The sequence below is a fragment of the Gottfriedia acidiceleris genome (assembly GCF_050457485.1).
Taxonomy (GTDB): Bacteria; Bacillota; Bacilli; order Bacillales; family Bacillaceae_G; genus Gottfriedia; species Gottfriedia acidiceleris_D.
In genome coordinates this window covers 147713-168859 of record NZ_JBCMJM010000011.1, presented here as the reverse complement: position 1 = coordinate 168859, position 21147 = coordinate 147713, and the positions used below count along the sequence as shown (strand labels likewise).

General features: G+C 33.4%; 23 protein-coding genes. 6 read left to right on the top strand and 17 right to left on the bottom strand.

Annotated features, from left to right (window positions below; translation table 11 throughout):
* Positions 1–54: 54 nt before the first annotated feature.
* The 8 genes from ABEY15_RS13035 to ABEY15_RS13000 form a co-directional block, all read right to left on the bottom strand.
* Positions 55–417 carry a hypothetical protein gene (locus tag ABEY15_RS13035; protein WP_429890508.1) on the bottom strand — a complete coding sequence of 121 codons (363 nt, stop codon included), beginning with the start codon at positions 415–417 and terminating at the stop codon, positions 55–57.
* Between the two features lie 202 nt (positions 418–619).
* Positions 620–943, bottom strand: coding sequence for a thioredoxin family protein (locus tag ABEY15_RS13030; protein WP_097976300.1), 324 nt, complete (start codon positions 941–943; stop codon positions 620–622).
* Between the two features lie 15 nt (positions 944–958).
* The gene (locus ABEY15_RS13025) at positions 959–1309 is read right to left on the bottom strand and encodes a toprim domain-containing protein (protein WP_088014517.1); all 351 of its coding nucleotides are present in this window, start codon (positions 1307–1309) and stop codon (positions 959–961) included.
* 214 nt (positions 1310–1523) lie between these two features.
* Entirely contained in the window at positions 1524–1907 is a 384-nt protein-coding gene (gcvH, locus tag ABEY15_RS13020) for a glycine cleavage system protein GcvH (protein ID WP_248267150.1), read from the bottom strand.
* Between the two features lie 45 nt (positions 1908–1952).
* The gene (locus tag ABEY15_RS13015; RefSeq protein ID WP_429890507.1) at positions 1953–2309 is read right to left on the bottom strand and encodes an arsenate reductase family protein; all 357 of its coding nucleotides are present in this window, start codon (positions 2307–2309) and stop codon (positions 1953–1955) included.
* Between the two features lie 323 nt (positions 2310–2632).
* Positions 2633–4417 carry an acyl-CoA dehydrogenase family protein gene (locus ABEY15_RS13010; RefSeq protein WP_429890505.1) on the bottom strand — a complete coding sequence of 595 codons (1785 nt, stop codon included), beginning with the start codon at positions 4415–4417 and terminating at the stop codon, positions 2633–2635.
* 81 nt (positions 4418–4498) lie between these two features.
* The gene (locus ABEY15_RS13005; RefSeq protein WP_429890504.1) at positions 4499–5674 is read right to left on the bottom strand and encodes an acetyl-CoA C-acetyltransferase; all 1176 of its coding nucleotides are present in this window, start codon (positions 5672–5674) and stop codon (positions 4499–4501) included.
* Between the two features lie 20 nt (positions 5675–5694).
* Positions 5695–8076, bottom strand: coding sequence for a 3-hydroxyacyl-CoA dehydrogenase/enoyl-CoA hydratase family protein (locus ABEY15_RS13000; RefSeq protein ID WP_429890531.1), 2382 nt, complete (start codon positions 8074–8076; stop codon positions 5695–5697).
* Positions 8077–8325: 249 nt separating this feature from the next.
* On the opposite strand from ABEY15_RS13000, the gene ABEY15_RS12995 reads away from it, so the two are divergent.
* Positions 8326–8466, top strand: a complete 141-nt coding sequence (locus tag ABEY15_RS12995; RefSeq protein ID WP_091023494.1) for a YuzL family protein — start codon at positions 8326–8328, stop codon at positions 8464–8466.
* Between the two features lie 174 nt (positions 8467–8640).
* Here the strand turns inward: ABEY15_RS12995 and ABEY15_RS12990 are convergent, their stop codons facing one another.
* Positions 8641–9558, bottom strand: coding sequence for a proline dehydrogenase family protein (locus ABEY15_RS12990; RefSeq protein WP_098232477.1), 918 nt, complete (start codon positions 9556–9558; stop codon positions 8641–8643).
* Positions 9559–9746: 188 nt separating this feature from the next.
* Complete coding sequence (locus ABEY15_RS12985; RefSeq protein ID WP_429890503.1) at positions 9747–10010, bottom strand: DUF2573 family protein; 264 nt, start codon at positions 10008–10010, stop codon at positions 9747–9749.
* Positions 10011–10275: 265 nt separating this feature from the next.
* Between ABEY15_RS12985 and ABEY15_RS12980 the strand changes: the two genes are divergently transcribed.
* From ABEY15_RS12980 to ABEY15_RS12965, 4 genes are all read left to right on the top strand, one after another.
* Positions 10276–11079, top strand: a complete 804-nt coding sequence (locus tag ABEY15_RS12980) for a formate/nitrite transporter family protein (RefSeq protein WP_429890502.1) — start codon at positions 10276–10278, stop codon at positions 11077–11079.
* Positions 11080–11194: 115 nt separating this feature from the next.
* Positions 11195–12013 carry a GDSL-type esterase/lipase family protein gene (locus ABEY15_RS12975; RefSeq protein WP_429890500.1) on the top strand — a complete coding sequence of 273 codons (819 nt, stop codon included), beginning with the start codon at positions 11195–11197 and terminating at the stop codon, positions 12011–12013.
* Complete coding sequence (locus ABEY15_RS12970; RefSeq protein ID WP_429890499.1) at positions 12006–12923, top strand: ABC transporter ATP-binding protein; 918 nt, start codon at positions 12006–12008, stop codon at positions 12921–12923. Before ABEY15_RS12975 ends, ABEY15_RS12970 begins: the two co-directional genes overlap by 8 nt.
* A 25-nt stretch (positions 12924–12948) precedes the next feature.
* Positions 12949–13908 carry an ABC transporter permease gene (locus ABEY15_RS12965; RefSeq protein ID WP_286141630.1) on the top strand — a complete coding sequence of 320 codons (960 nt, stop codon included), beginning with the start codon at positions 12949–12951 and terminating at the stop codon, positions 13906–13908.
* 56 nt (positions 13909–13964) lie between these two features.
* On the opposite strand, the gene ABEY15_RS12960 is transcribed toward ABEY15_RS12965, so the two are convergent.
* The 7 genes from ABEY15_RS12960 to ABEY15_RS12930 form a co-directional block, all read right to left on the bottom strand.
* Complete coding sequence (locus ABEY15_RS12960; RefSeq protein ID WP_429890498.1) at positions 13965–14849, bottom strand: cation diffusion facilitator family transporter; 885 nt, start codon at positions 14847–14849, stop codon at positions 13965–13967.
* Between the two features lie 138 nt (positions 14850–14987).
* Positions 14988–15686 carry a tryptophan 2,3-dioxygenase family protein gene (locus tag ABEY15_RS12955; protein ID WP_429890496.1) on the bottom strand — a complete coding sequence of 233 codons (699 nt, stop codon included), beginning with the start codon at positions 15684–15686 and terminating at the stop codon, positions 14988–14990.
* 13 nt (positions 15687–15699) lie between these two features.
* Positions 15700–16323 carry an arylformamidase gene (gene kynB, locus ABEY15_RS12950; protein ID WP_097976278.1) on the bottom strand — a complete coding sequence of 208 codons (624 nt, stop codon included), beginning with the start codon at positions 16321–16323 and terminating at the stop codon, positions 15700–15702.
* A 13-nt stretch (positions 16324–16336) separates the two neighbouring features.
* Entirely contained in the window at positions 16337–17611 is a 1275-nt protein-coding gene (gene kynU / locus ABEY15_RS12945; RefSeq protein ID WP_429890495.1) for a kynureninase, read from the bottom strand.
* Between the two features lie 173 nt (positions 17612–17784).
* Positions 17785–18579: an ABC transporter permease subunit gene (locus tag ABEY15_RS12940; protein WP_429890494.1), complete on the bottom strand. Its 795-nt coding sequence runs from the start codon at positions 18577–18579 to the stop codon at positions 17785–17787.
* 23 nt (positions 18580–18602) lie between these two features.
* A complete protein-coding gene (locus tag ABEY15_RS12935; RefSeq protein WP_429890493.1) occupies positions 18603–19400 on the bottom strand; it encodes an ABC transporter permease subunit in 798 nt (265 codons plus the stop codon).
* 6 nt (positions 19401–19406) lie between these two features.
* Complete coding sequence (locus ABEY15_RS12930) at positions 19407–20291, bottom strand: ATP-binding cassette domain-containing protein (RefSeq protein WP_429890491.1); 885 nt, start codon at positions 20289–20291, stop codon at positions 19407–19409.
* 159 nt (positions 20292–20450) lie between these two features.
* On the opposite strand from ABEY15_RS12930, the gene ABEY15_RS12925 reads away from it, so the two are divergent.
* A complete protein-coding gene (locus ABEY15_RS12925; RefSeq protein WP_429890490.1) occupies positions 20451–21044 on the top strand; it encodes a TetR/AcrR family transcriptional regulator in 594 nt (197 codons plus the stop codon).
* Positions 21045–21147: the final 103 nt, after the last annotated feature.

Genomic DNA, 21147 nt, shown 5'->3' with positions numbered 1-21147 from the left:
TTTAACGTAATTTCTTTAACGTAAGTCCAATTCTACAAAGTTAGACACTAATTGTCAACAATTTTCTAAAAGTTTTTTTTCGTTTTCAACACTTGTATATTGAAAAATCGTTTCCATTAGTAGTAATAATCGATAGTTCCCTTCGAAATAAGCATCATTCAATTTTAATAAAAGTCCTAACCTTTGCGAACCTGAATTTAGATATTCCCATCCATCTTTTGAAAAATTAACTCTAAGTTGCGGAATCGAACGATCAATTACTTCGATAAAAGGAGCCTTTTTACTTAACTTTATAAAAACTTTTTCGTTTAAACAGTTAAATTCTACAATCCTTTCTTCGATTGGCAAAATGATTTGTAAATATTCCTTTTTTATAAATAAGTTTCTAGCTTGTCCAATCCACTCCTTGATTTCCATAATAAACACCTCTTCCGGATTCTTTAATCTTATTTTCTCATAGATAAGAGGTGTATTCTTTATATTTCGCTCGACATTTACCTTGATAAAAATCTATATTTTAATTTTATTTCTACAGCATTCAACTCATTTCCCGAGAAATATGTCTAATATCAGGAAATATTTTAAGCCATATAAAAAGAGTGCAACATACAGTATGCACTCATCGTTTAATATATAAATTATATTTTTTTAACAATTCATGTAAATATGGTACAGACTGGAACGCATAGATTTTTTGTTTCATTTCCCCATTCTCAAAAATAAGTAAACAAGGTACACTTTCAACCTTCCAGTTTTGAGCTTCTTCCACTATTTCATTAATATTTACCTTGCTTATAGGTAAATTTGGCAGAATCTCATTTACAATTTCTAGCATTTTAGAAGCTACTTGGCATGTACCACACATTGCGGTATAGATGTAAATAACTGTAGTCTCTTTTGATTGAATTCTTTGCATTATTTCATTCTTTGTCCATTGCTGCATAATCTTTATTCCTCTTTAATTTGTACGTAAATAATCTGTAAATACTAAAATATCCGCCCCTAATAATACACTAGCTAAATGTTGACTCGGAGCTGTTGCCACTTCTCGATAACTTCTATCAATGTACAGATGCTCTGCCTGTGGAAATTCTCTTTTTAACAGTCTTCTAAGCTTTTCACCGGCCTCATCTGCATCTACTAGCACATAGATTTCTCTTAAATCTAACATTTCAGCAAGCTCATCTAGCTTTGAAGTACCAACTGTACCATTCGTACAGATAATATCTACAGGCTCCTTTATGATCGTCTGTATTTTTCTCTTATCAGTAGTACCTTCGACAATGATAACTTTTCTTTGATCTTCAATATTCACTGGGCATCACCTAATGTATAGGACTCAAAAACTTTTGACTAAAAATCTTTTGTATATAGTATATTCGATTTTGCCTTTCTTGTTTCCTTTTTTTCCCTAAATGAAAATGTCCCTTTAAATTATGTTTTATGTAAATAAGTTAAGCTTTATTACTTATATTATACACATAAAATAAAAAAGCGCCCAAATAGGACGCTTAATTAGATAATTAATCTTGATTAATCATTTCTTCGTATTGACCAGCAGTCATTAACTCTTCAAGTTCAGAAGCATTTGTAGCTTCAACAACTACCATCCAAGCTTTTTCGTATGGAGATTCGTTTACGAATTCAGGATTTTCGTCTAGATCAGAGTTTACTTCGATTACTTTACCACTGATTGGAGCATATAGTTCAGATACTGTTTTTACAGACTCAACGCTACCGAATGGCTCATTAATAGTAAGTTCATCGCCTACTTCTGGTAGCTCAACAAATACGATATCTCCAAGCTCTGATTGAGCAAAATGAGTAATACCGATATAGTATTTATTACCTTCAACTTTTACCCACTCATGTTCTTCTGAATAACGTAGTTCATTTGGAATTGACATTGTGAAATCCTCCTCTGATTAATTACCTTAAATTATATAGTTATTTTATAACCAAACCTTTTCAAATACTTCTTCATTAAAACCAACTGTCGCTTGATCTCCATTAAAAAGTAGAGGCCTTTTAATTAATTTACCATCTGAACTTAATAATTCTAAAAGCTCGTCCTCTGTTTTTGTTGGAATAACATCCTTCAACCCAAGCTCGCGATATTTAACGCCACTTGTATTAAATAATTTATTTATTGAAATTCCACTCGCTTTAAAAATATCAGCAAGTAAATCCTTTGAAGGTGGATTTAATGTAATATCAATTGCTTCTACTGGAATATTATGCTCTTTAAGCCATGAAGCAGCTTTACGACAAGTTCCACATTTTGGATATGTATAAAAAATGATACTCATTTAGCAACTCCTCCCAAATTCTATTTTATCACAGGGAATAAGCTAGTTAAAATAGTTCCGTTCGAAAATTCTGTAATAATTTGTCGTCCAACCCATTATAGCAATATTAATAATACTAAACCAGTAGAACGTTCGTGTTTTTCGGTATATTTAAACAAAAATTTTACTTTTTTTAAAAATACTGAGTAATTCCTTAATTTCCCACTATATAGTTAAATATTATTCAACTTATACTAGTATGGCACAACTCATGGGAAAAATATCCTATCTATCGAATGAATTAAGAAAAAACTGCCAATCATTAGATCGGCAGTTTTTTTAGATTATACAGTATAACGCTCATCAGCTAATACATTAGCTGCAATTTCACGTTTCTTCGCAATTACATTAATTGGCGTATGACGTGTAAACTTACGAAGTGCTGAAGTCATCATTCTTAATGTATCACCAGTCTCAACAGCAACAAGTGTTTCTTTCGCATGAGCTTCGATTTCATTAAATGCTTCTTGGCAGAATACTTGAGTATAAAGTAATTTTTGGTTTGATTTTTCTAAGCCTACTTTATTAATCGCTTTTTCAGTACGTAGAACTGTAGATTCCATCGCGTAAATATTGCTTACGATATCTGCAATATTTACTAGAATTTCTTGCTCATTACTTAATGCTTTACCGAATTTTTGAACGGCTAATCCAGCAATCATGATTGCGATCTTTTTCGCATTACGAACTAAATATTTTTCTTGCTCTAGAGGTGCATCTCCAACTTCTTCAGGCATTAACATCATTAATTCTTCCTGAATTTGTTGAGCTTGTTGAAGTAATGGAAGTTCTCCGCTCATTGCTTTTCGAAGGTAAGTGCTTGGTACGATTAAACGGTTAATTTCATTTGTTCCTTCAAAGATACGGTTAATACGTGAATCACGGTATATACGCTCAATTTCATATTCAGCCATGAAACCATATCCTCCATGGATTTGTACACCTTCATCAGCTACATAGTCTAATACTTCAGAACAGAAGAATTTATTTAAAGAACATTCAATCGCATACTCTGCTACAGCAGCTGCTACTGCTTTTGGATCTTTTGCTTGCTCTTCAGTTAATTGACTAAAGCGATCCTCAAAAAGTCCTACAGTACGATATGCTGAACTTTCACTTGCATAAATTTTTGTAGCCATACTTGCTAATTTTTCTTGAATTAAACTAAATTTTGCAATTGGTGTTTTGAATTGTTGGCGTTGGTTAGCATACGTTGCAGATAATTCTAAAGCACGTTTTGAACCACCAACAGTACCTACAGCTAATTTATAACGACCTATATTTAAAATATTAAATGCAATAACATGACCTTTTCCAATTTCACCTAAAAGGTTTTCTACAGGAACTTTTACATCTTCTAAAATCAATGTACGAGTTGAAGATGATTTAATACCCATTTTCTTTTCTTCTGGACCAGTCGAAACACCTTCATAATCTCTCTCAACGATAAATGCCGAGAAATGCTCTCCATCAATTTTTGCATATACAACAAATACATCAGCAAACGCAGAGTTTGTAATCCATTGTTTTTCACCGTTTAAAATGTAGTGAGTTCCTTCAGCATTTAATTTAGCAACAGTTTTTGCTCCTAATGCATCTGATCCTGAACCTGGCTCAGTTAATGCATAAGCTGCAAATTTCTCACCTGATGCTAATCCTGGTAAATAACGTTGCTTTTGATCATGATTTCCAAATAATACGATTGGAAGTGTACCGATCCCTACGTGAGCTCCTTGAGAAAGTGAGAATCCACCTCCACGTGAAATTTTTTCTGTAATTAATGCTGAGCTAATTTTATCTAATGCGATTCCGCCATACTCTTCTGGAACATCTGCAGCTAATAATCCTAACTCACCAGCTTGTTTTAATAATCTTACAGTGCGATCAAATTCGTGTTGCTCTAAATATTCTAATTCAGGTAAAACTTCATTAACTACAAAATCTTCAGTTGTTTTTGCAATTAATTTATGCTCATCCGTAAAATCCTCTGGTGTAAAAACTTTATCAAAAGTCACTTCTGTTGTTAAAAAGCTTCCGCCTTTAAGTAAGTTACCGATTGTTTTTTCCATCGAAAATTCCTCCCATTTTCTATTTACTTGTTGTCTCTTCATCTAAAGACATGATTCTAACAATCTATTTCAGTACATCTATTAAACTAATTCAAATACTCCAGCAGCACCCATTCCGCCACCAACGCACATCGTTACGATACCAAACTGCTCTCCACGTCGCTTCATCTCATGTAATAAAGACAAAGTTAGTTTAGTACCAGTACATCCAAGTGGATGCCCTAATGCAATCGCTCCACCATTTACATTTACACGTTCTTCATCAAGACCTAAGTGACGAATAATTTGAATTGATTGAGAAGCGAAGGCTTCATTTAATTCAAATATTCCAATGTCAGATAAGCTTAAACCTGCTAATTTAAGAGCCTTTGGAATTGCTTCAACAGGTCCAATTCCCATAACCTCAGGAGCTACACCAGCGACTGCAAAAGAACGGAATTTTAATAATGGACTTAGTCCTTCAGCTTCTGCTTTTTCGCGATCCATTACTAAAACTGCTGCTGCCCCATCACTTGTTTGCGAAGAGTTTCCAGCTGTAACTGAACCTCTCACATTAAATGCTGGTCTTAATTTAGCTAATACTTCAGAAGATGTCCCTTCACGAACACCCTCATCTTGAGAAAAAGTAAAATTCTTTTCTTCTAATTTATTGTTTGCGTTAACCGAACGTAGCGTTACATCAACTGGAACGATTTCGTCTACAAAACGCCCTTCTTTAATAGCCGCTGCAGCGCGCTGATGACTACGTACCGCAAAAGCATCTTGATCTTCTCTTGAAATACCATAGCGATTGGCAACTTGCTCAGCAGTATGCCCCATACCCATATAATACTCTGGTGCATTTTCTACTAATCTACTATTTAAACGAGCAACATGCCCTCCCATTGGGAGCAAACTCATTGATTCTGCTCCACCTGCAATAATAGCTTCAGAATGACCTAACATAATTCGTTCACTTGCATAAGCAATACTTTGTAGACCTGAAGAACAATAACGGTTCACTGTAATTCCTGGAACTGAATGCGGTAATCCAGCTAGTGCTCCAATATTACGCGCCATGTTGAATCCTTGTTCAGCTTCCGGCGATGAGCAACCAAAAATAATATCATCGATTGGACCATCGTAATTTCCCGCACGCTTTAATGTTTCTTTTACAACTAATGCCCCTAAATCATCTGGACGAACTGTTGCTAGTGATCCTTTTTTCGCTTTACCTACAGGTGTTCTCGCACCCGATACAATAACAGCTTCTCTCATGTTCTTCCCTCCATCTCCGATTAATTACGTAACGGTTTTCCTTTTACAAGCATGTGTTGCATACGTGCTTGAGATTTCATTTCCGAAATTAAACTTAAAAATGCTTCACGTTCAATATTTAATAAATACTCTTCGTCTACTAACGTTCCGAATGGTACTTTTCCACCTGCAATTACATAAGCTAGTTTCTTAGCAATTGTTAAATCATGTTCGCTAATATAGCCAGAATAGTACATTGAGTTTGCACCAGCTAATAATGTTGCATAACCAGACTCACCAACTACTGGTACTTTCTCACGAATTGGAGCACTATAACCTGCTTCATATAACTCAAGTACTCGTTGTTTTGCTTCATAAATTAAGTGATCTGCATTGAATACTTTGCGATCATCATGATTTAAGAATCCATTTTCAAATGCTTCTTGAGCAGAAGTCGATACTTTTGCCATTGCAACTGTCTCAAATACACGATTTGCAAGACCTTGCAAGTCAAACTCAACACCTTCTGGGAACTGTTTTAGTTGTTTAATGTAAAGCTCTTTACTACCGCCCCCACCTGGGATTAAGCCTACTCCAACTTCAACTAAGCCCATATAAGTTTCAGAAGATGCAACTACGCTAGCAGCTGGTAAACAAATTTCAGCACCGCCACCTAGTGTCATACCGTAAGGAGCTACAACTACCGGCTTATCGGAGTACTTAATTTTCATCATTGCTTGTTGGAATCCTTTAACAACCATTTCAATTTCAAAATAGTTGTCATCTTGCGCTTCCATTAAAATCATTGCTAAATTAGCACCAACGCAGAAGTTCTTAGCTTGGTTACCAATAACTAAGCCTTTATAATTTTTTGAAACTTCATCAACTGCGAAGTTAATCATTTGCGTAATATCCATGCCAATTGCATTGCTCTTTGTATGGAATTCTAAACATGCAACTCCATCTCCAAGGTCAATTAAACTCGCACCTGAATTTTGTTTAATAATTCGGCCTTGTTCTTTTAAAACACTTAATTTAACTTCTTTATCATTTCTTACTAACTCTTCAAATTGGCCATTATGATAGAAGCTAGTCACTCCATTATCTTGCTTATAAAATGTTTCGTTGCCACTATCGATCATATTCTTAACCCAATTCGGTACAGTTAAGCCTTCACTTTCCATTCGTACGACTGATTTAGATACACCAATTGCATCCCAAATTTCAAATGGTCCTAAATCCCAGCCAAATCCCCACTTCATTGCTTGGTCAATTCCGACGATGTTATCAGAAATTTCACCAGACAATTCTGCTGAATAGACTAATACCGGGCTAATAATGCTCCATAAGAAATTACCTGCACGATCATCTGCGTATACAAGCGCTTTCAACTTATTCGCTAAACCTTTAACTTGTTTGATGCTTTCAGTTGAAGCCGTTTTCAAGCTTTTTCTTTCTCCATATTCAAATGTGCTTGGATCTAATTCTAAGATTTCTCTGCCTTGCTTTAAGAAAAATCCTTGCCCAGACTTACTTCCAAGCCAATTACGATTAGCCATTTCCTTCATAAATTCTGGAACTTTAAATACTTCTTTCTCTTCGCCTTCTACTAGCTCATAAACATTGTTTGCAACATGGATAAACGTATCTAATCCAACTACGTCCAATGTACGGAATGTAGCACTAGAAGGGCGCCCAATCATTGGACCTGTAATTGAATCAACTTCTCCAACACTGTATCCGCCTTTTAGCATTTCTTGTACTGTTACAAGTAATCCGTAAGTTCCGATACGGTTTCCAATAAAGTTTGGAGTATCTTTTGCTAATACAACGCCTTTACCTAAAACGTCTTCTCCAAAACTTTTCATAAATGTAAGTACTTCTTCAGATGTATGTTTAGTAGGAATAACTTCTAATAATTTTAAGTAACGTGGTGGGTTAAAAAAGTGAGTGCCTAAGAAATGTTTCTTGAAGTCATCTGAACAGTCTTCAGACATTGCTTCAATTGAAATACCAGATGTATTTGAGCTCACGATTGAGCCTGGTTTGCGGTATGCATCAACACTAGCTAATACTTGTTTTTTAATTGCTAAATTTTCAACAACTACTTCAATAATCCAGTCAACTTCGCTTAAACGACTCATGTCATCTTCAAAGTTACCTGGCCCGATTAACGTTAAGTTTTTCTTAGATGCAAGAGGAGCTGGCTTTTGTTTCAATAATTTCTGAATAGCCGTTTGACTAAATCGATTACGAAATTCTTTGGAGTCAGTAGAAAGACCTTTTGTAGCATCTTCCTCAGATAGTTCTCTTGGGACAATATCAAGTAGTAATGTTGGAATACCTATGTTTGCCAAGTGTGCAGCGATACCAGATCCCATCACACCAGAGCCGAGTACAGCGGCTTTTTTAATTTTTTGGATCATATGCATTTCTCCTCCTCATATCTTGAATGAATACTCATTCACTTTCTGGATAAAACAATCCATTATCAATGAGCCCTCTTCTTCCACTATATGATAAATTCTTATTTTTCGCAATAAACAAAAAGTTCAAATTAATAAAATTTTATTTATGATGTAAAATCCTCCCTCTTCTTTTTTTATCACACTCCATTTTTTACTAATAAGTTTATTTAAATAGGTTAGTCTAAGAAATGGAGGTGATAAGATATGAAACGTGAAAGAAATCCATCAAAGGGTGGAGTTAGTGCAGCAAGCGTTCAAGGTAATGCAAGTCATGGAGATCAAAAAGAAGAAAAAGGTAGACAAAGTAACAATCAGCAGTACGGTAAAAAAAATATGGGTCAGTAAGCTTTTTCACTCAAGTTTAATATTAAAATTAGGACCTTGCTGTCTAAAGCAATTATAAGAATAATGTTGTTTTACTAATAATTACTTATCACAAAAAAATCCTGTATAAAGAGAAAAAGGCTGACTAAAAAGGATCTTCACTCAATCCTTTTTAGTCAGCCTTTAATTTTAAAATTATTTACTGAACATACCTTTTAATACGAACGCAACGTTTGCAGGACGTTCTGCAAGACGACGCATGAAGTATCCATACCAGTCAGTACCATAAGGAACATAAACTCGCATATTATAGCCTTCTTTAACAAGCTCTAATTGACGCTCTGTACGAATTCCGTATAACATTTGGAATTCAAATTGATCATTTGGAATGTTATGTTCTTTAACTAATTGTTTTGTATACTCAATCATTGCTTCATCATGTGAAGCGATTGCAGTAAAGTTACCATTTAATAAGTGCATTTTAATGATTTTTTTGAAGTTTTCATCCACATCTTTTTTCTCTGGGAATGCTACTTCAGCAGGCTCTTTATAAGCACCTTTTACTAAACGTAAATTTGGTTTTAAGCTGTTTAAATCTGTAATATCGTTTTCAGTTCTGTATAAATACGCTTGGATAACTGTTCCGATATTATCGTACTCAGATCTTAATTGCTTAAAGATACGAATTGTTTTTTCACAACGAGTGAAATCTTCCATATCAATTGTAACGAATACACCATTCTTTTTCGCTGCCTCTAAAATACGACGCATGTTTGATAAAACTAACTCGTCAGAAATATCAAGACCCATCGAAGTCATTTTTAGAGAACATTGTGAATTTAATTTTTCTTTTCCAATCGCTTCAATTGCTTCGATACAGTGATCAGCCATTTCATTTGCTTCTTCAACCGTGTCAACGAATTCTCCAAGATAATCAATTGTTACTTTTAAATTCTTTTTATTTAAGTCCTTAATAACTTTTGTAGCTAAATCGATTGTTTCGCCTGCAACAAAACGTCCTGCACCAAATCTTAGGCCATATTTTTTAGCCATTTTAGTCAAAAACTTATTTTTAGACATAAATAAAAAAGCATTCTTCATAACTTGTTCCATTACTCTACCCCCAAAATTAAACTTTACTTTTCTCTCTATATATTACTAATGTATCATCTATTGAAATTTGTTAAAACAATTATTTAATAATTTGTCGAATTTTGTTTATTGAAAAATGTATGCCCTTACTTAATATTATATTATCATAATTTATATCTATCGTCATCTTTGAAAATTATGGATAAATATTATTGCTTATTTTTGTTAGCCATAGCTTCTCTATACTGGTCATTTAACGTTTTAATCTCTTTAATTAAATTAACAACTTCATCTTTAGCTTGAGGATATGTATCATTCCAATGTTTTACTAATGCGGGCATTGATTTTGATATGTAAGTATACATAACCCACTTTTCCACTTTTGCTTGTTTTTCCTCGGACCAATCTCCTAATAACAATTCCGTATATTTTTTTAGTAACGCATCAAATTTTGCTTCAAATTCATTTTCCAAACGAAATCACCTCTCCATATTATTATTAAGTTTTCAAAATCTAATTTGAATCTTTCCTTTTTTTACCTAAACCTGTTTACTATGAAATTATATTATATCTTCAACCAGTTTTAAGGTGATTATTTAAAAATGTAAAGTAAAAATAATAAATCGTATATAACTTGTTCAATTTCATAATTTGTTCATATTTTCACAAACTTACCGTCGTTTTTTGTCTGTATACTATGTATGTGTTAATCAAAGAGCGCATAGGGAGTGAAACCATTTGGAACGAGATAGTATCCAATATTGTATTGATTTAGCTCTTAAAAAAAAGAAAATACTAGACCAAAGCTTAATTAAATATTTAACTCGTGCTGCCTTAGCTTCTATTTATATAAGCTTTATTCTCATTGTCTGTTTAAAATTAGCCGAATTATTTAGATTGCAAAATTCACCATTTTCATCTGTAGCTTATCCACTAGTTTTCTCTACAGCATTAATTATGATTATTTATGGTGGTGGAGAATTATTTACTAGTAATACAATGTATTTTACGTTTTCAACTTTAGCTAAAAAAACTACAAAATTAGATTTAGTAAAAAACTGGATTGCATGTTACTCAGGTAATATTATTGGAGCATTTATTTTTGCGATTATTTATTTTTTTACAGGTCTAGCTAAGGATTTTCCTACCGATCATTTTTTAACAGGTGTAGTTGACCATAAAATTCACGCCTCATTTATCCACTTATTTTTTAAAGGTATTTTATGTAATTGGCTTGTTTGTCTTGCTTGTTTTTTACCAACTAGATTTAAAGATGATTTAGCAAAAATACTCCTGATCTTTTTATTAGTATTTGCTTTCTTCTTCTCTGGTTATGAACATAGTATCGCAAATATTGCAGTCTTTACATTATCTTATATTATGCCACATGATGTAGCCTTTTCTTTTAGTGATGTATTGCATAATTTAATTCCAGTTACACTTGGAAATATTATTGGTGGTTCAGTTGGTGTCGGAATGGCATATTACTTCTTAAATAATGAACAAAAATTAGAAGTAAAAGAATTAAAACGTGCTTCATAAAACTAATCTACCTGTCTTCTTTTTTTTGAGGACAGGTTTTTTCGTGCAAATCTAATTTTATTATGGTAATAATGATTTTATAATGAAAATTTTTCCTTTTTTGGTGGTGTGAAAATTGAAATACAATCATTTTGTTCGGTTTATCATGTTCATTTCATTGCTTTGTTTTCTTTTATTATCATATGGCTTCGTGAAAGGTGCTTATTCTGTTTTAAATCCTCAAAAAAGCAAATTAATCGTGAATAATAATGCACAGAAAAATAATCAAAATGACAGTGTTCACAAAAACAATAAACTGAAGATTGTTGCATTAGGAGATTCACTTACGCGTGGTGTCGGTGATGATGAAGGAACAGGTTATGTAGGAAGATTAAAAACTAGTCTACAAAAAGAGTATAAACAGCCAACAACAATCACTAATTTAGCTGTTAGTGGCGCAAAAACATCAAATTTACTTAACGATTTAAAGAAAAAAAATATACAAGAAACAATTGGCTCTGCGGACATAATCGTTCTTTCCATAGGAAGTAATGATTTATTTCCTGGCGCTAATCAATTAAACGAACAATTTTTAAAGACATATCGACCAGATGAAAAAACGTTTAAAAATAATCTACAATCAATTTTTAAACTAATACGTCAAAAAAATCCTACAGCATCTATTTATGCGTTCGGTTATTATAACCCATTCCATAATGTTCAAGGTTTAGATGCATCGTCAAGCTTTGTTTCTAGATGGAACAATCTACTTGAATTATCAGTACTTCAAACTAATAATGCATACGTCATTCCAACATTCGATTTATTTTTTAACGAAGAAAAGAAATATTTGTACACTGACCATTTTCATCCGAATAGAGACGGTTATATTGAAATGGCCAATCGCTTAACTAGTAAAATAGGAAGTCAGCTTCGAGGTGAGTCGAATGAATAAAGTTCTTAAATTAGAGGGTGTTACAAAGAGTATTAAAGGAAAAGTACTTGTCGATAAAGTTTCATTTGAAGTTTATGAAGGTGAAGTATTTGGCTTTCTAGGTCCAAATGGGGCTGGAAAAACAACTACTATTCGAATGCTAGTCGGATTAATTAAACCAACAAAAGGAACAATTGAAATCGCTGGTTATCCAGTTAAAACTCACTTCAAAGAAGCGATGCGACAAATTGGCTGTATTGTAGAGAATCCAGAATTATACGGTTATTTAACCGGCTGGGAAAATCTAAATCAATTTGCGAGAATGTTAGGGATTAAAGATGAGAAAAAAATAAGTGAAGTTGTAAATTTAGTAAAATTAACCGATCGAATTCATGAAAAAGTAAAGACGTATTCACTCGGAATGAAGCAAAGATTGGGAATTGCTCAAGCCTTACTTGGAGGCCCTAAGCTTCTTATTTTAGATGAACCTACTAATGGATTAGATCCAGCCGGTATTCGTGAATTACGTGAATTTATTCATATGCTTGTTAAAGAGCAAAATATAAGTGTTTTTATTTCAAGTCATTTATTAAGTGAAATCGAAATGATTTGTGATCGCGTAGGAATTATAAATAAAGGGAAAATGGTTAGAGTTTCAACAGTAAAAGAATTAGTAAAGGAAGCTGCTGAAAGAGTTGAATGGCGAGTTTCTCCAATACATAAAGCGCTAGATTTATTAAAAAAGGATTCTACCATTCAAGATATCTTGGTAAAAGATGAGCTTATACTGTGCCGAATGTCGCCTCTCAAAATAAATGAGGTCATTCAACAATTCGTAGCAGTAGATGTGCAAGTGAATGGCGTTAAAACAATGTCTGAAACATTGGAAGATTTATTCATGGAAATGACTGGAGGCGAAGTTCGTGGCTGAACTAATTAGACTCGTCTTTAATGAAATTGAAAAAATGGTTAGGAAAAGAAGAATACTTGTTATCTTTTTCATATTAGCAGTGCTAATCCCTATTTTTGTATATGCTCAACTGCAGCAAACGGAAGAAACAATTAAAAGACTTGGTACTGATAATTGGAAAGTAGCACTTCAACAAAAAATAGTCGACCAGCAGAATAGATTAAACTCATCAGGTATACCTGAAGAATGGAAAAGTTGGTTAAAGGTTCAAATTGATCAAGAGCAATATTATTTGGATAACGACATAAATCCTACAACGCCTGGTGCACCTACATTTATACGAAAATTAATTGAACAAAGTATTGGGTGGCTACTTCTACCACTATTGGTCATGGTCATCACAATCGATATTATATCTGGTGAGCGAAGCGACGGTACAATAAAAATACTACTAACCCGTCCCATCAAAAGATGGAAGGTCTTACTTAGTAAATACATATCAATTTGTTTATTAATCTCTTTTCTTCTCGTTCTATACGGCGTATTGGCATATGTCGTTTCAGGATTTGTTTTTAGCTTTAAAGGCTGGACAGTACCTGTGTTAACAGGATTTGTCATCAAAAATAACCAACTACTAACTGATTCAGTTCAACTGATTCCCCAATGGCAATACATCATAATGGCCTTTGGACTTGCTTGGTTTGTTTGTATTATTATTGGAACTCTATCATTTATGGTTTCCGTATTAGTTCGAACTACACCTGCTGCAATGGGCATTATGCTAGCCGCTTTAATAACAGGAAGCGTTCTAAGCGGACTAGCTACATCATGGTCAGGAGCAAAATACTTCTTTAGTGTAAACCTTGGCCTAACTGACTACTTAGCCGGTCAACTCCCTTCCATTGAGGGATTAAACATGCACTTCTCTCTTATGAATTTATCAATATGGGGAATATCAGCATTACTAATCTCTTTCATCGTATTTATTAAACAAGATATGAATTAAATAGAACGGGGATCGAAAAAGTTTAAACTCTTTTTTGATCCCCGTTTTTAACAGCCTTAATCCTTTCCGGCTCTCCCTGACCTTAATGGCTCAACATGAATATGTGTATATTGAATTCCATGTTGTTCGCTTAAGATCATCTCGATTTGGTCTGTGATGCCGTGACTTTTACTCACATCTATTCCGCCGTCTACTTCAATGACTACATCTGCGATTGTTGTATTCCCGTACATTCTTGCTCTTAAATCTACAACTTTATGTACACCTGGTACTTTATCAACTGTTTCAGTAAAGAGATTCATTTCTTCTGGATCGAATCCATCCGTTAATAGTAGGGTTGCATCATAAAAAATCTCCCATGCTGTTTTACAAATAATCGCACCTACTAAAATAGCCGCGATCGGATCGATTATAGGAAAACCAATCGAAGCACCAAGAACACCAATCGTCGTTCCGAAGCTAACTAACGCATCAGAAAAATTATCTTTTGCTGAGGCCTCAAGCCCTTTACTCTTCGTTCTCTTGGCAACTTTATTATTATAAAAATAAATGCCAAACATAAAAATTCCAGAAGCAAATGCCACCACAGCTGCTAATCTATTCGGAGTCTCATATTCCCCAACGAAAAGTGATCGAATATTTTCAATAATAACCTGTAATCCAACCGACATCATAATAAAAGATGCAATTAAAGTAGCTATTTGCTCTGCTCTTGAATGTCCATAAGGATGGTCTAAATCTCTCGGTTTTCTTGCGATTCTTATTCCGATCAATACAGCCAAAGTCGCACCAATATCAGTCACATTGTTAAGCCCATCAGCTAAAAGAGCACTAGAATTTGTATAAAAACTAACGAGTACTTTTACAGTCGCAAGAATTAAGTAGGAAATAACACTTAAAAAAGCAGCAAAGTCTAATTGCTTTTGAAGATTTTTCTCCATGAACTCACCCCGCTCTAATAAAAAATCATATGGGCTTATCATACCCATAATGCAATTTTTCCATTTTAAGTTAAAAATTTAAGTAAAAAAAAACAGAATCGAATAATCGAATCTGTTTTTCCTATCATAACAATTTAATTAAAGTGGCTTTGGATTATAGCTTGACCCCGTTAAATCTGTTAAGTCACAAACCGTTTGCCATAATTCAGGATAAAATTCAAATCGTACAGCACGTTCTAAAGCTTCTGCTGGTACTCCTTTTAAGCTCTTTGTATTCATACCAATCATGCGACGAACAAGTTGAATATGCTGTCTGCGGAATGATTGGAATCTTTCATCGAAGCAAGTTAATTCTTGCATTAATTGGAATAACTCAAAGTTTTTAGCTGTATCTTGATGTAATTGAACAGGTGTAAGTAAATTTTCATCTAATAAATCTTTAAAAGGCTGCCAAAGTGTTGGACCTAATTTTAAGATTTCATTAAATCCTGGAGAATCTTGACCGCTACCTCTTCCTAATGCTAGACGAATAATATGATAGTCACTTGGACTTACTAGTTTTACCATATCAAAAACTGCCGGTAAATGTACTAGGTGATTATTAATGCGTTGTAAGTGATGTGTTGCTTTCGTAACCTCTTTTGCACGCATATGTTTATCTGCAAAATGAATAGATTGGATGATTAATTTAAAATGTAACTCAGCAATTTGGTGAACTGTTTGAAACGTTAATTCATCTGGGCAAAATAATTCTTCATCAGGTTTTTGTAAACTTAATAATTCTTCTGTTCGAATATACTTCTCGTAATCTGTCAGTTTTTTTTGCTCTTGTGTCATTTCCCTTTTCCCCCTAAACTAATTTACGTAAAACTGCTCGTACTGGACTACCATCTGCATCTGTTAATGGTAGCGGTAATGCAATAAGCTCATACTCACCTGGAGTTACATTTCTCAAATCAATTGATTCGAGAATATGAATACCGGCATGATGAAGAGCATGATGTGCTTCTAGTTCCTTACTATCAAGTGGGTCAACTGAAGGTACATCTACCCCAACTAATTTAACGCCTTTTTCATGTAAAAACTCTGCTGCATCCTTTTCAATATGTGGAATTCTCTCTGGGAAAACGCTATCATTTTTCCATGAATTTGTTTTAATTAATAAACGTTCTACACCATCGAATTGAAAAGCTTCTAAATCCGACTTTTTTATGCTATCTACTTCAATCAGCTCGATTACTTTTGCAATGCCTACATATAAATTAGGGTCTAAATCTATGACTCTCTTACCATTTTCATCAAAATGAAATGGCGCATCAATATGCGTTCCTGTGTGAGTACTTAAAGTTAACTTCCCAACGTTAACAGAGCCACTTTCCTCTTTTGTCCAACTCAATTGGAATGAAAAATTCGTATCACCTGGCCATACAGGCATACCATCTTCAAGTCTTCTTGATATATCAATTAATGTCATTGGCAAACAACTCCTAAGCGATGATTTCTCGTTCATTCTTAAACTGTTCATATTGTTTCTCAACCATGATTTTCTTTAAGATTTGTACACTATTCCAAACATCTACATAAGAAGTATAAAATGCGATTGGTGCTAATCTGATTACGTTTGGTGCTCTAAAGTCTGGAACAATCCCATTTAACTTTAATGCTTTACAAATCCTTGCAGCATCATCGTGTTCAAGACAAACATGTCCACCTCGATTTGAATCCTCGAGTGGATTACCAATTGTAAAATCAAAATCACTTAATTCTTCATTGATTAAGCTCATTAAATACGCTGTACTCTGTAAAGACTTTTCGCGAATTCTCTCAATTGTAGCTTCTTTATACATTTCAAGTGAGCCAACAAGCGGTGCCATGCTTAAAATATGCGGGGTACCGATTTGATAAGCACCAACGGTATCAGACGGAACAAATTCATGCTTCATATCGAACTGTTTTTCTTTATTTGAACCGAACCAACCAGCTAATCCAGGCATTGTACCAAAATGCTTTTCGTGAACGAATAGGCTTCCAACTCCACCTGGTCCACTATTTAAATACTTATAATTACACCAATAAGCGAAGTCCACGTCCCATTCATGGAACTGATGAGGGATTGCGCCAACAGAATGACATCCATCAAAACCGATAATGATTCCACGCTCATGTGCAGCTTTTGTTAATCTCTCTATATCGAATAATTGTCCGCTTCGGTATAAAACAGTTGGAAGAATAATTAAGGCAATTTCATCGGTCATTGCTTCAATGATATCTTCTTCTCTAATTGTTCGACCATCACGGCTTTTAACTTGAATTAAGTGAGTTGCTGGATCAAAGCCCTTTAATTTTAATTGACTTTGAATAGCATAAATATCTGACGGAAAGTTTAATTCATCCGCTAATATTTTCGTTTTTTGACCATTTGGGTGATAAAAAGATGCAATTAATTGATGAAGATTTGTAGTTGTTGAACCAGTTACAATCACTTCATTCTCTTTGGCCCCGACTAATGGTGCACTTAATGCTCCCAATTTTTCTGCAAAATAATACCATGGATGATCGCTCTGCATCCATCCATCGATTGCAAGCGTCTTCCATGAATCTAATAAATCTAGTAAACTTTGTTCTGCTCTTTTTGAAAGAAGTCCTAGCGAATTTCCATCTAAATAGATAGTATTGGGTTGTAAGTAAAACTCATCTCGATAATTTGATAATGAGTCTTTTTGATCTAGAAATTCTGCAAATTCTTTTGTTGGTTGAAACATCCCCTTGTTTTACCCCCTTGCAAGAAATAACCTACTATATTAAAGGTATTGCGATTAATAATATATGTCAATATTTTCTGAATATAATATTTAATAAAAAAAGTGTCAACAAATCCAAAATATTCCTATCTTGGATTTTGACACAATTTATTCTTCTATTTAATTTCATTTCCCTACAAATGTAAGTCCCGTTTCTTAAACGAAACATACGTGACAATCGTTAATATAATGATTAATCCGATCGAAATAGTTGTATAAATACCATCAAATCCTCCACCATACATAATATCTTTCGCTTCAAAGTACTTAAACGGTGTAAGATATTTCAAGCCTTCAATCCGATCGTTCAAATCAATTGCGATTGATAATATAAATGTAATTAATAAAATACCAGTTGCATAAGAGGCAGCCTTTTTGGAATTTTTACAAACTGCAGCTATAGCCGAACCAATTACTAAAAATAATAGCTGTAAAATAAACATCCCAGCCATTACCACGGCTATATCACCATTTACATTCTCACCTTTACTATACTTTCCTACTATTAGAACACTGGATATCAACGTAATACCATTAAAAATAAGGATGTTTACTAGAGCACTCATTAATTTAGAAGTTATGATCTTAATTCTAGAAATAGGCTTAACAAATAAAAACTCTGCTGTCTTATCTCGCTCTTCTTTAGCAATTATATTAGCACCTAGCATTGCCGCATGAATCGTTGCCATTAAATATAAATATAAAACTAAGATGCCAAAATAGCCGCTTGCCTTTGATAAATCCAGTGCTCCTGAGCCCATTATAGCCTGAAGAGATTTCGGCATTTGATTAAAAAGGTCAGTTATTTGGCCAATTGAAGCTGTAGCTTTATATTTCGCCATTCCACTACCTACTAAAAAAACAATTCCGATACACCAAAAAATAATCGATTTACGATATGTTTTCATTTCTCTTAAAAATAGATTCATGTCCACCCTCCCTTTCCTTTAAGTTATACTGCGTGAATATCTCTTTTCTTATAAATCATGTAGCTTGCAAAGATTGAAACGATGATCATCCCAATCGACATAATCAAAAATTGTGATTCAAATTTTGAATGAGCAATGATATATTTCGGTTCAAAATATTTAAAAGGTGATAGAAAACGTTTGGCATTGCTTTCATCTGTAGCTACTACCATACCAACTACGAAAAATCCAAAAACAACCGCAAGAGAAATTGATAGTACCGCTTTAATTTTTGGAAATACAACTGATATTAAAATGCCCATTCCAAAAAATAGTAATTGCGTAATAAACAACGATACAGAGAGTAATATAATTGACTTGCTACTATAATCCGCTGTTTTTACATGCTGAGCCATCATAATAGTTGCGACTAGATAGAATACATTTGTAATCGCTAAAGAAACAACCCCTGCAAAAATCTTTGATGTCATAACTTTTATTCTAGTTACTGGTTTTGTTAAAAGAAAATCAGCTGTTTTTTCACGTACTTCTTTTGAAATAATAGAAGTACCTAAAATCATGGCTTGAATCGCTCCACAAAGAGAAATATAAATAAACACATAGGAATAAAACCCTAAAACATTCCCAAAACTCTCAATTTCAAGTCCAAGTGCCTTTCTTACACCCTCAGGATAACCCTCTAACACTTTTGAGAATTGTACATAATCCTTTGCAATAGCTGGAAATAAAGATAAGAAAAAAACGACGATTGCCATTAAAGAAGCTGTCCAAATAAAGGTGGATTTCCGATAAGCTTTTAATTCATGTAAAAAAATATTCATTGCTTATTAGGCCTCCTTTTCATAATAATGTAAGAAAATCTCCTCCAGGTCAGGCTCTTCAATCCATAAATTTTCAATTTCGATTTCTGCTATTTTCTTTAAAACTTTATTTATATTACCTTTAAAAATAAAGCTAATCGTTTTCCCTTTGATTTCAATATTGTTTACACCCGGCATATTAAAGTAATTTGGATCCAGTTTATTTTGAATATCTATTTTAAATCGTTTGTAATTGTTTTCTTGTAATGTGCTTATTTTTTCTACTGTCACAATCTTACCTTCTTTAATAATTGCAACTCGATCACATAAACGCTGAACTTCACTTAAAATGTGAGATGAAAATAAAATCGTTGCTCCTTTTTTGTTTTCCTCCTCTAATAAGTCAAAAAATCTTTGTTGCATTAAAGGATCAAGACCACTTGTCGGTTCATCCAATATGATTAGCTTCGGTTCATGAAGTAATCCTTGGACAATCCCTACCTTCTTTTTATTACCTAAAGATAAATCATCAATTTTCTTCGTTAAATCGAGGTCCATTACTTCCGCTAATTCTTTTATTCGCTTCGTACAATCTTTTTTATAAAAACTAGCAGAGTATTTTAACAAATCCATCACTTTCATATTGTCATAATAAAAAACTTCAGATGGTAAATAACCGATTTCTTTTTTTATTTCTGGAGCAAACTGTACACAGTCCTTTCCAAATATTTTTGCACTTCCACTCGTAGGATAAATTAACGAAAGTAAAGTTCGAATTGTAGTTGATTTACCTGCACCATTTGGACCAATGAATCCAAATATTTCTCCCTCTTCTATATTGAAGCTTATATCTGTAATTCCCCTTGAATTGCCATAGGTCTTCGTTAAATTATTAATTTCAATCGCGTACATAAATGAACCTCCCGCTTTGTTTTGAAATATTTCATTGTTATTATTACAAAACTAGTATATACCTCAATCCTAAAAAAGAGAATATGTTTTGAAATAATTTTAATAAAATATTTCAAAACATGATATACTATTGTATAGATAATGACGGAGGTATCGATATTGGACGGATATAAAAAACGAACTCTGCAGAAGATGGAGAGCATTGAAAAAAGTACAACTAAATTATTGTCATTACCATTAAATGATATAAAAATAGCAGATATTGCAAAGTTAGCGAATGTATCACAAGTATCAATTTACAATTATTATGGTAGTAAAGAAGCCCTACTAAAAGCTACAATTATTCGATTAATGGATCATCAATACGAAGAAACAAAACAAATGCTTTCAAGTGATATTCCTTTTAATGAAAAAATTAAGGAATTATTTATTCGTAAGAAAAATGGTCTCGATATAATTAATCTTGAAATGTTTACGGCATTAATGAAAAAAGACCCTGAACTACAAGAATTAGTTTTAGATTTTACAATGAACAAATCATTCAAATTGCTGATTTCCCTAATCGATGAAGGACGTTCACTAGGTTTAGTTCGAAATGAGATTCAAAACAAAACATTATTAATCTATATCCAAGTCTTGAGCCAAGCTTTTTTAAATATGGACCAAACAACCTCACAATATATCCAACAAAAAGAAGTAGTAGATGAAATTATGAATATATTCTTATATGGATTACTGAAACAAGAGGACTAAAATAGAATAGCTATAGAAACAGCATCTTTGCTTAGGCAAAGATGCTGTTTACACTGTTGAAAAACAACCTTGTCAATTAAATTATCAAATTTTCGTAAAAGGA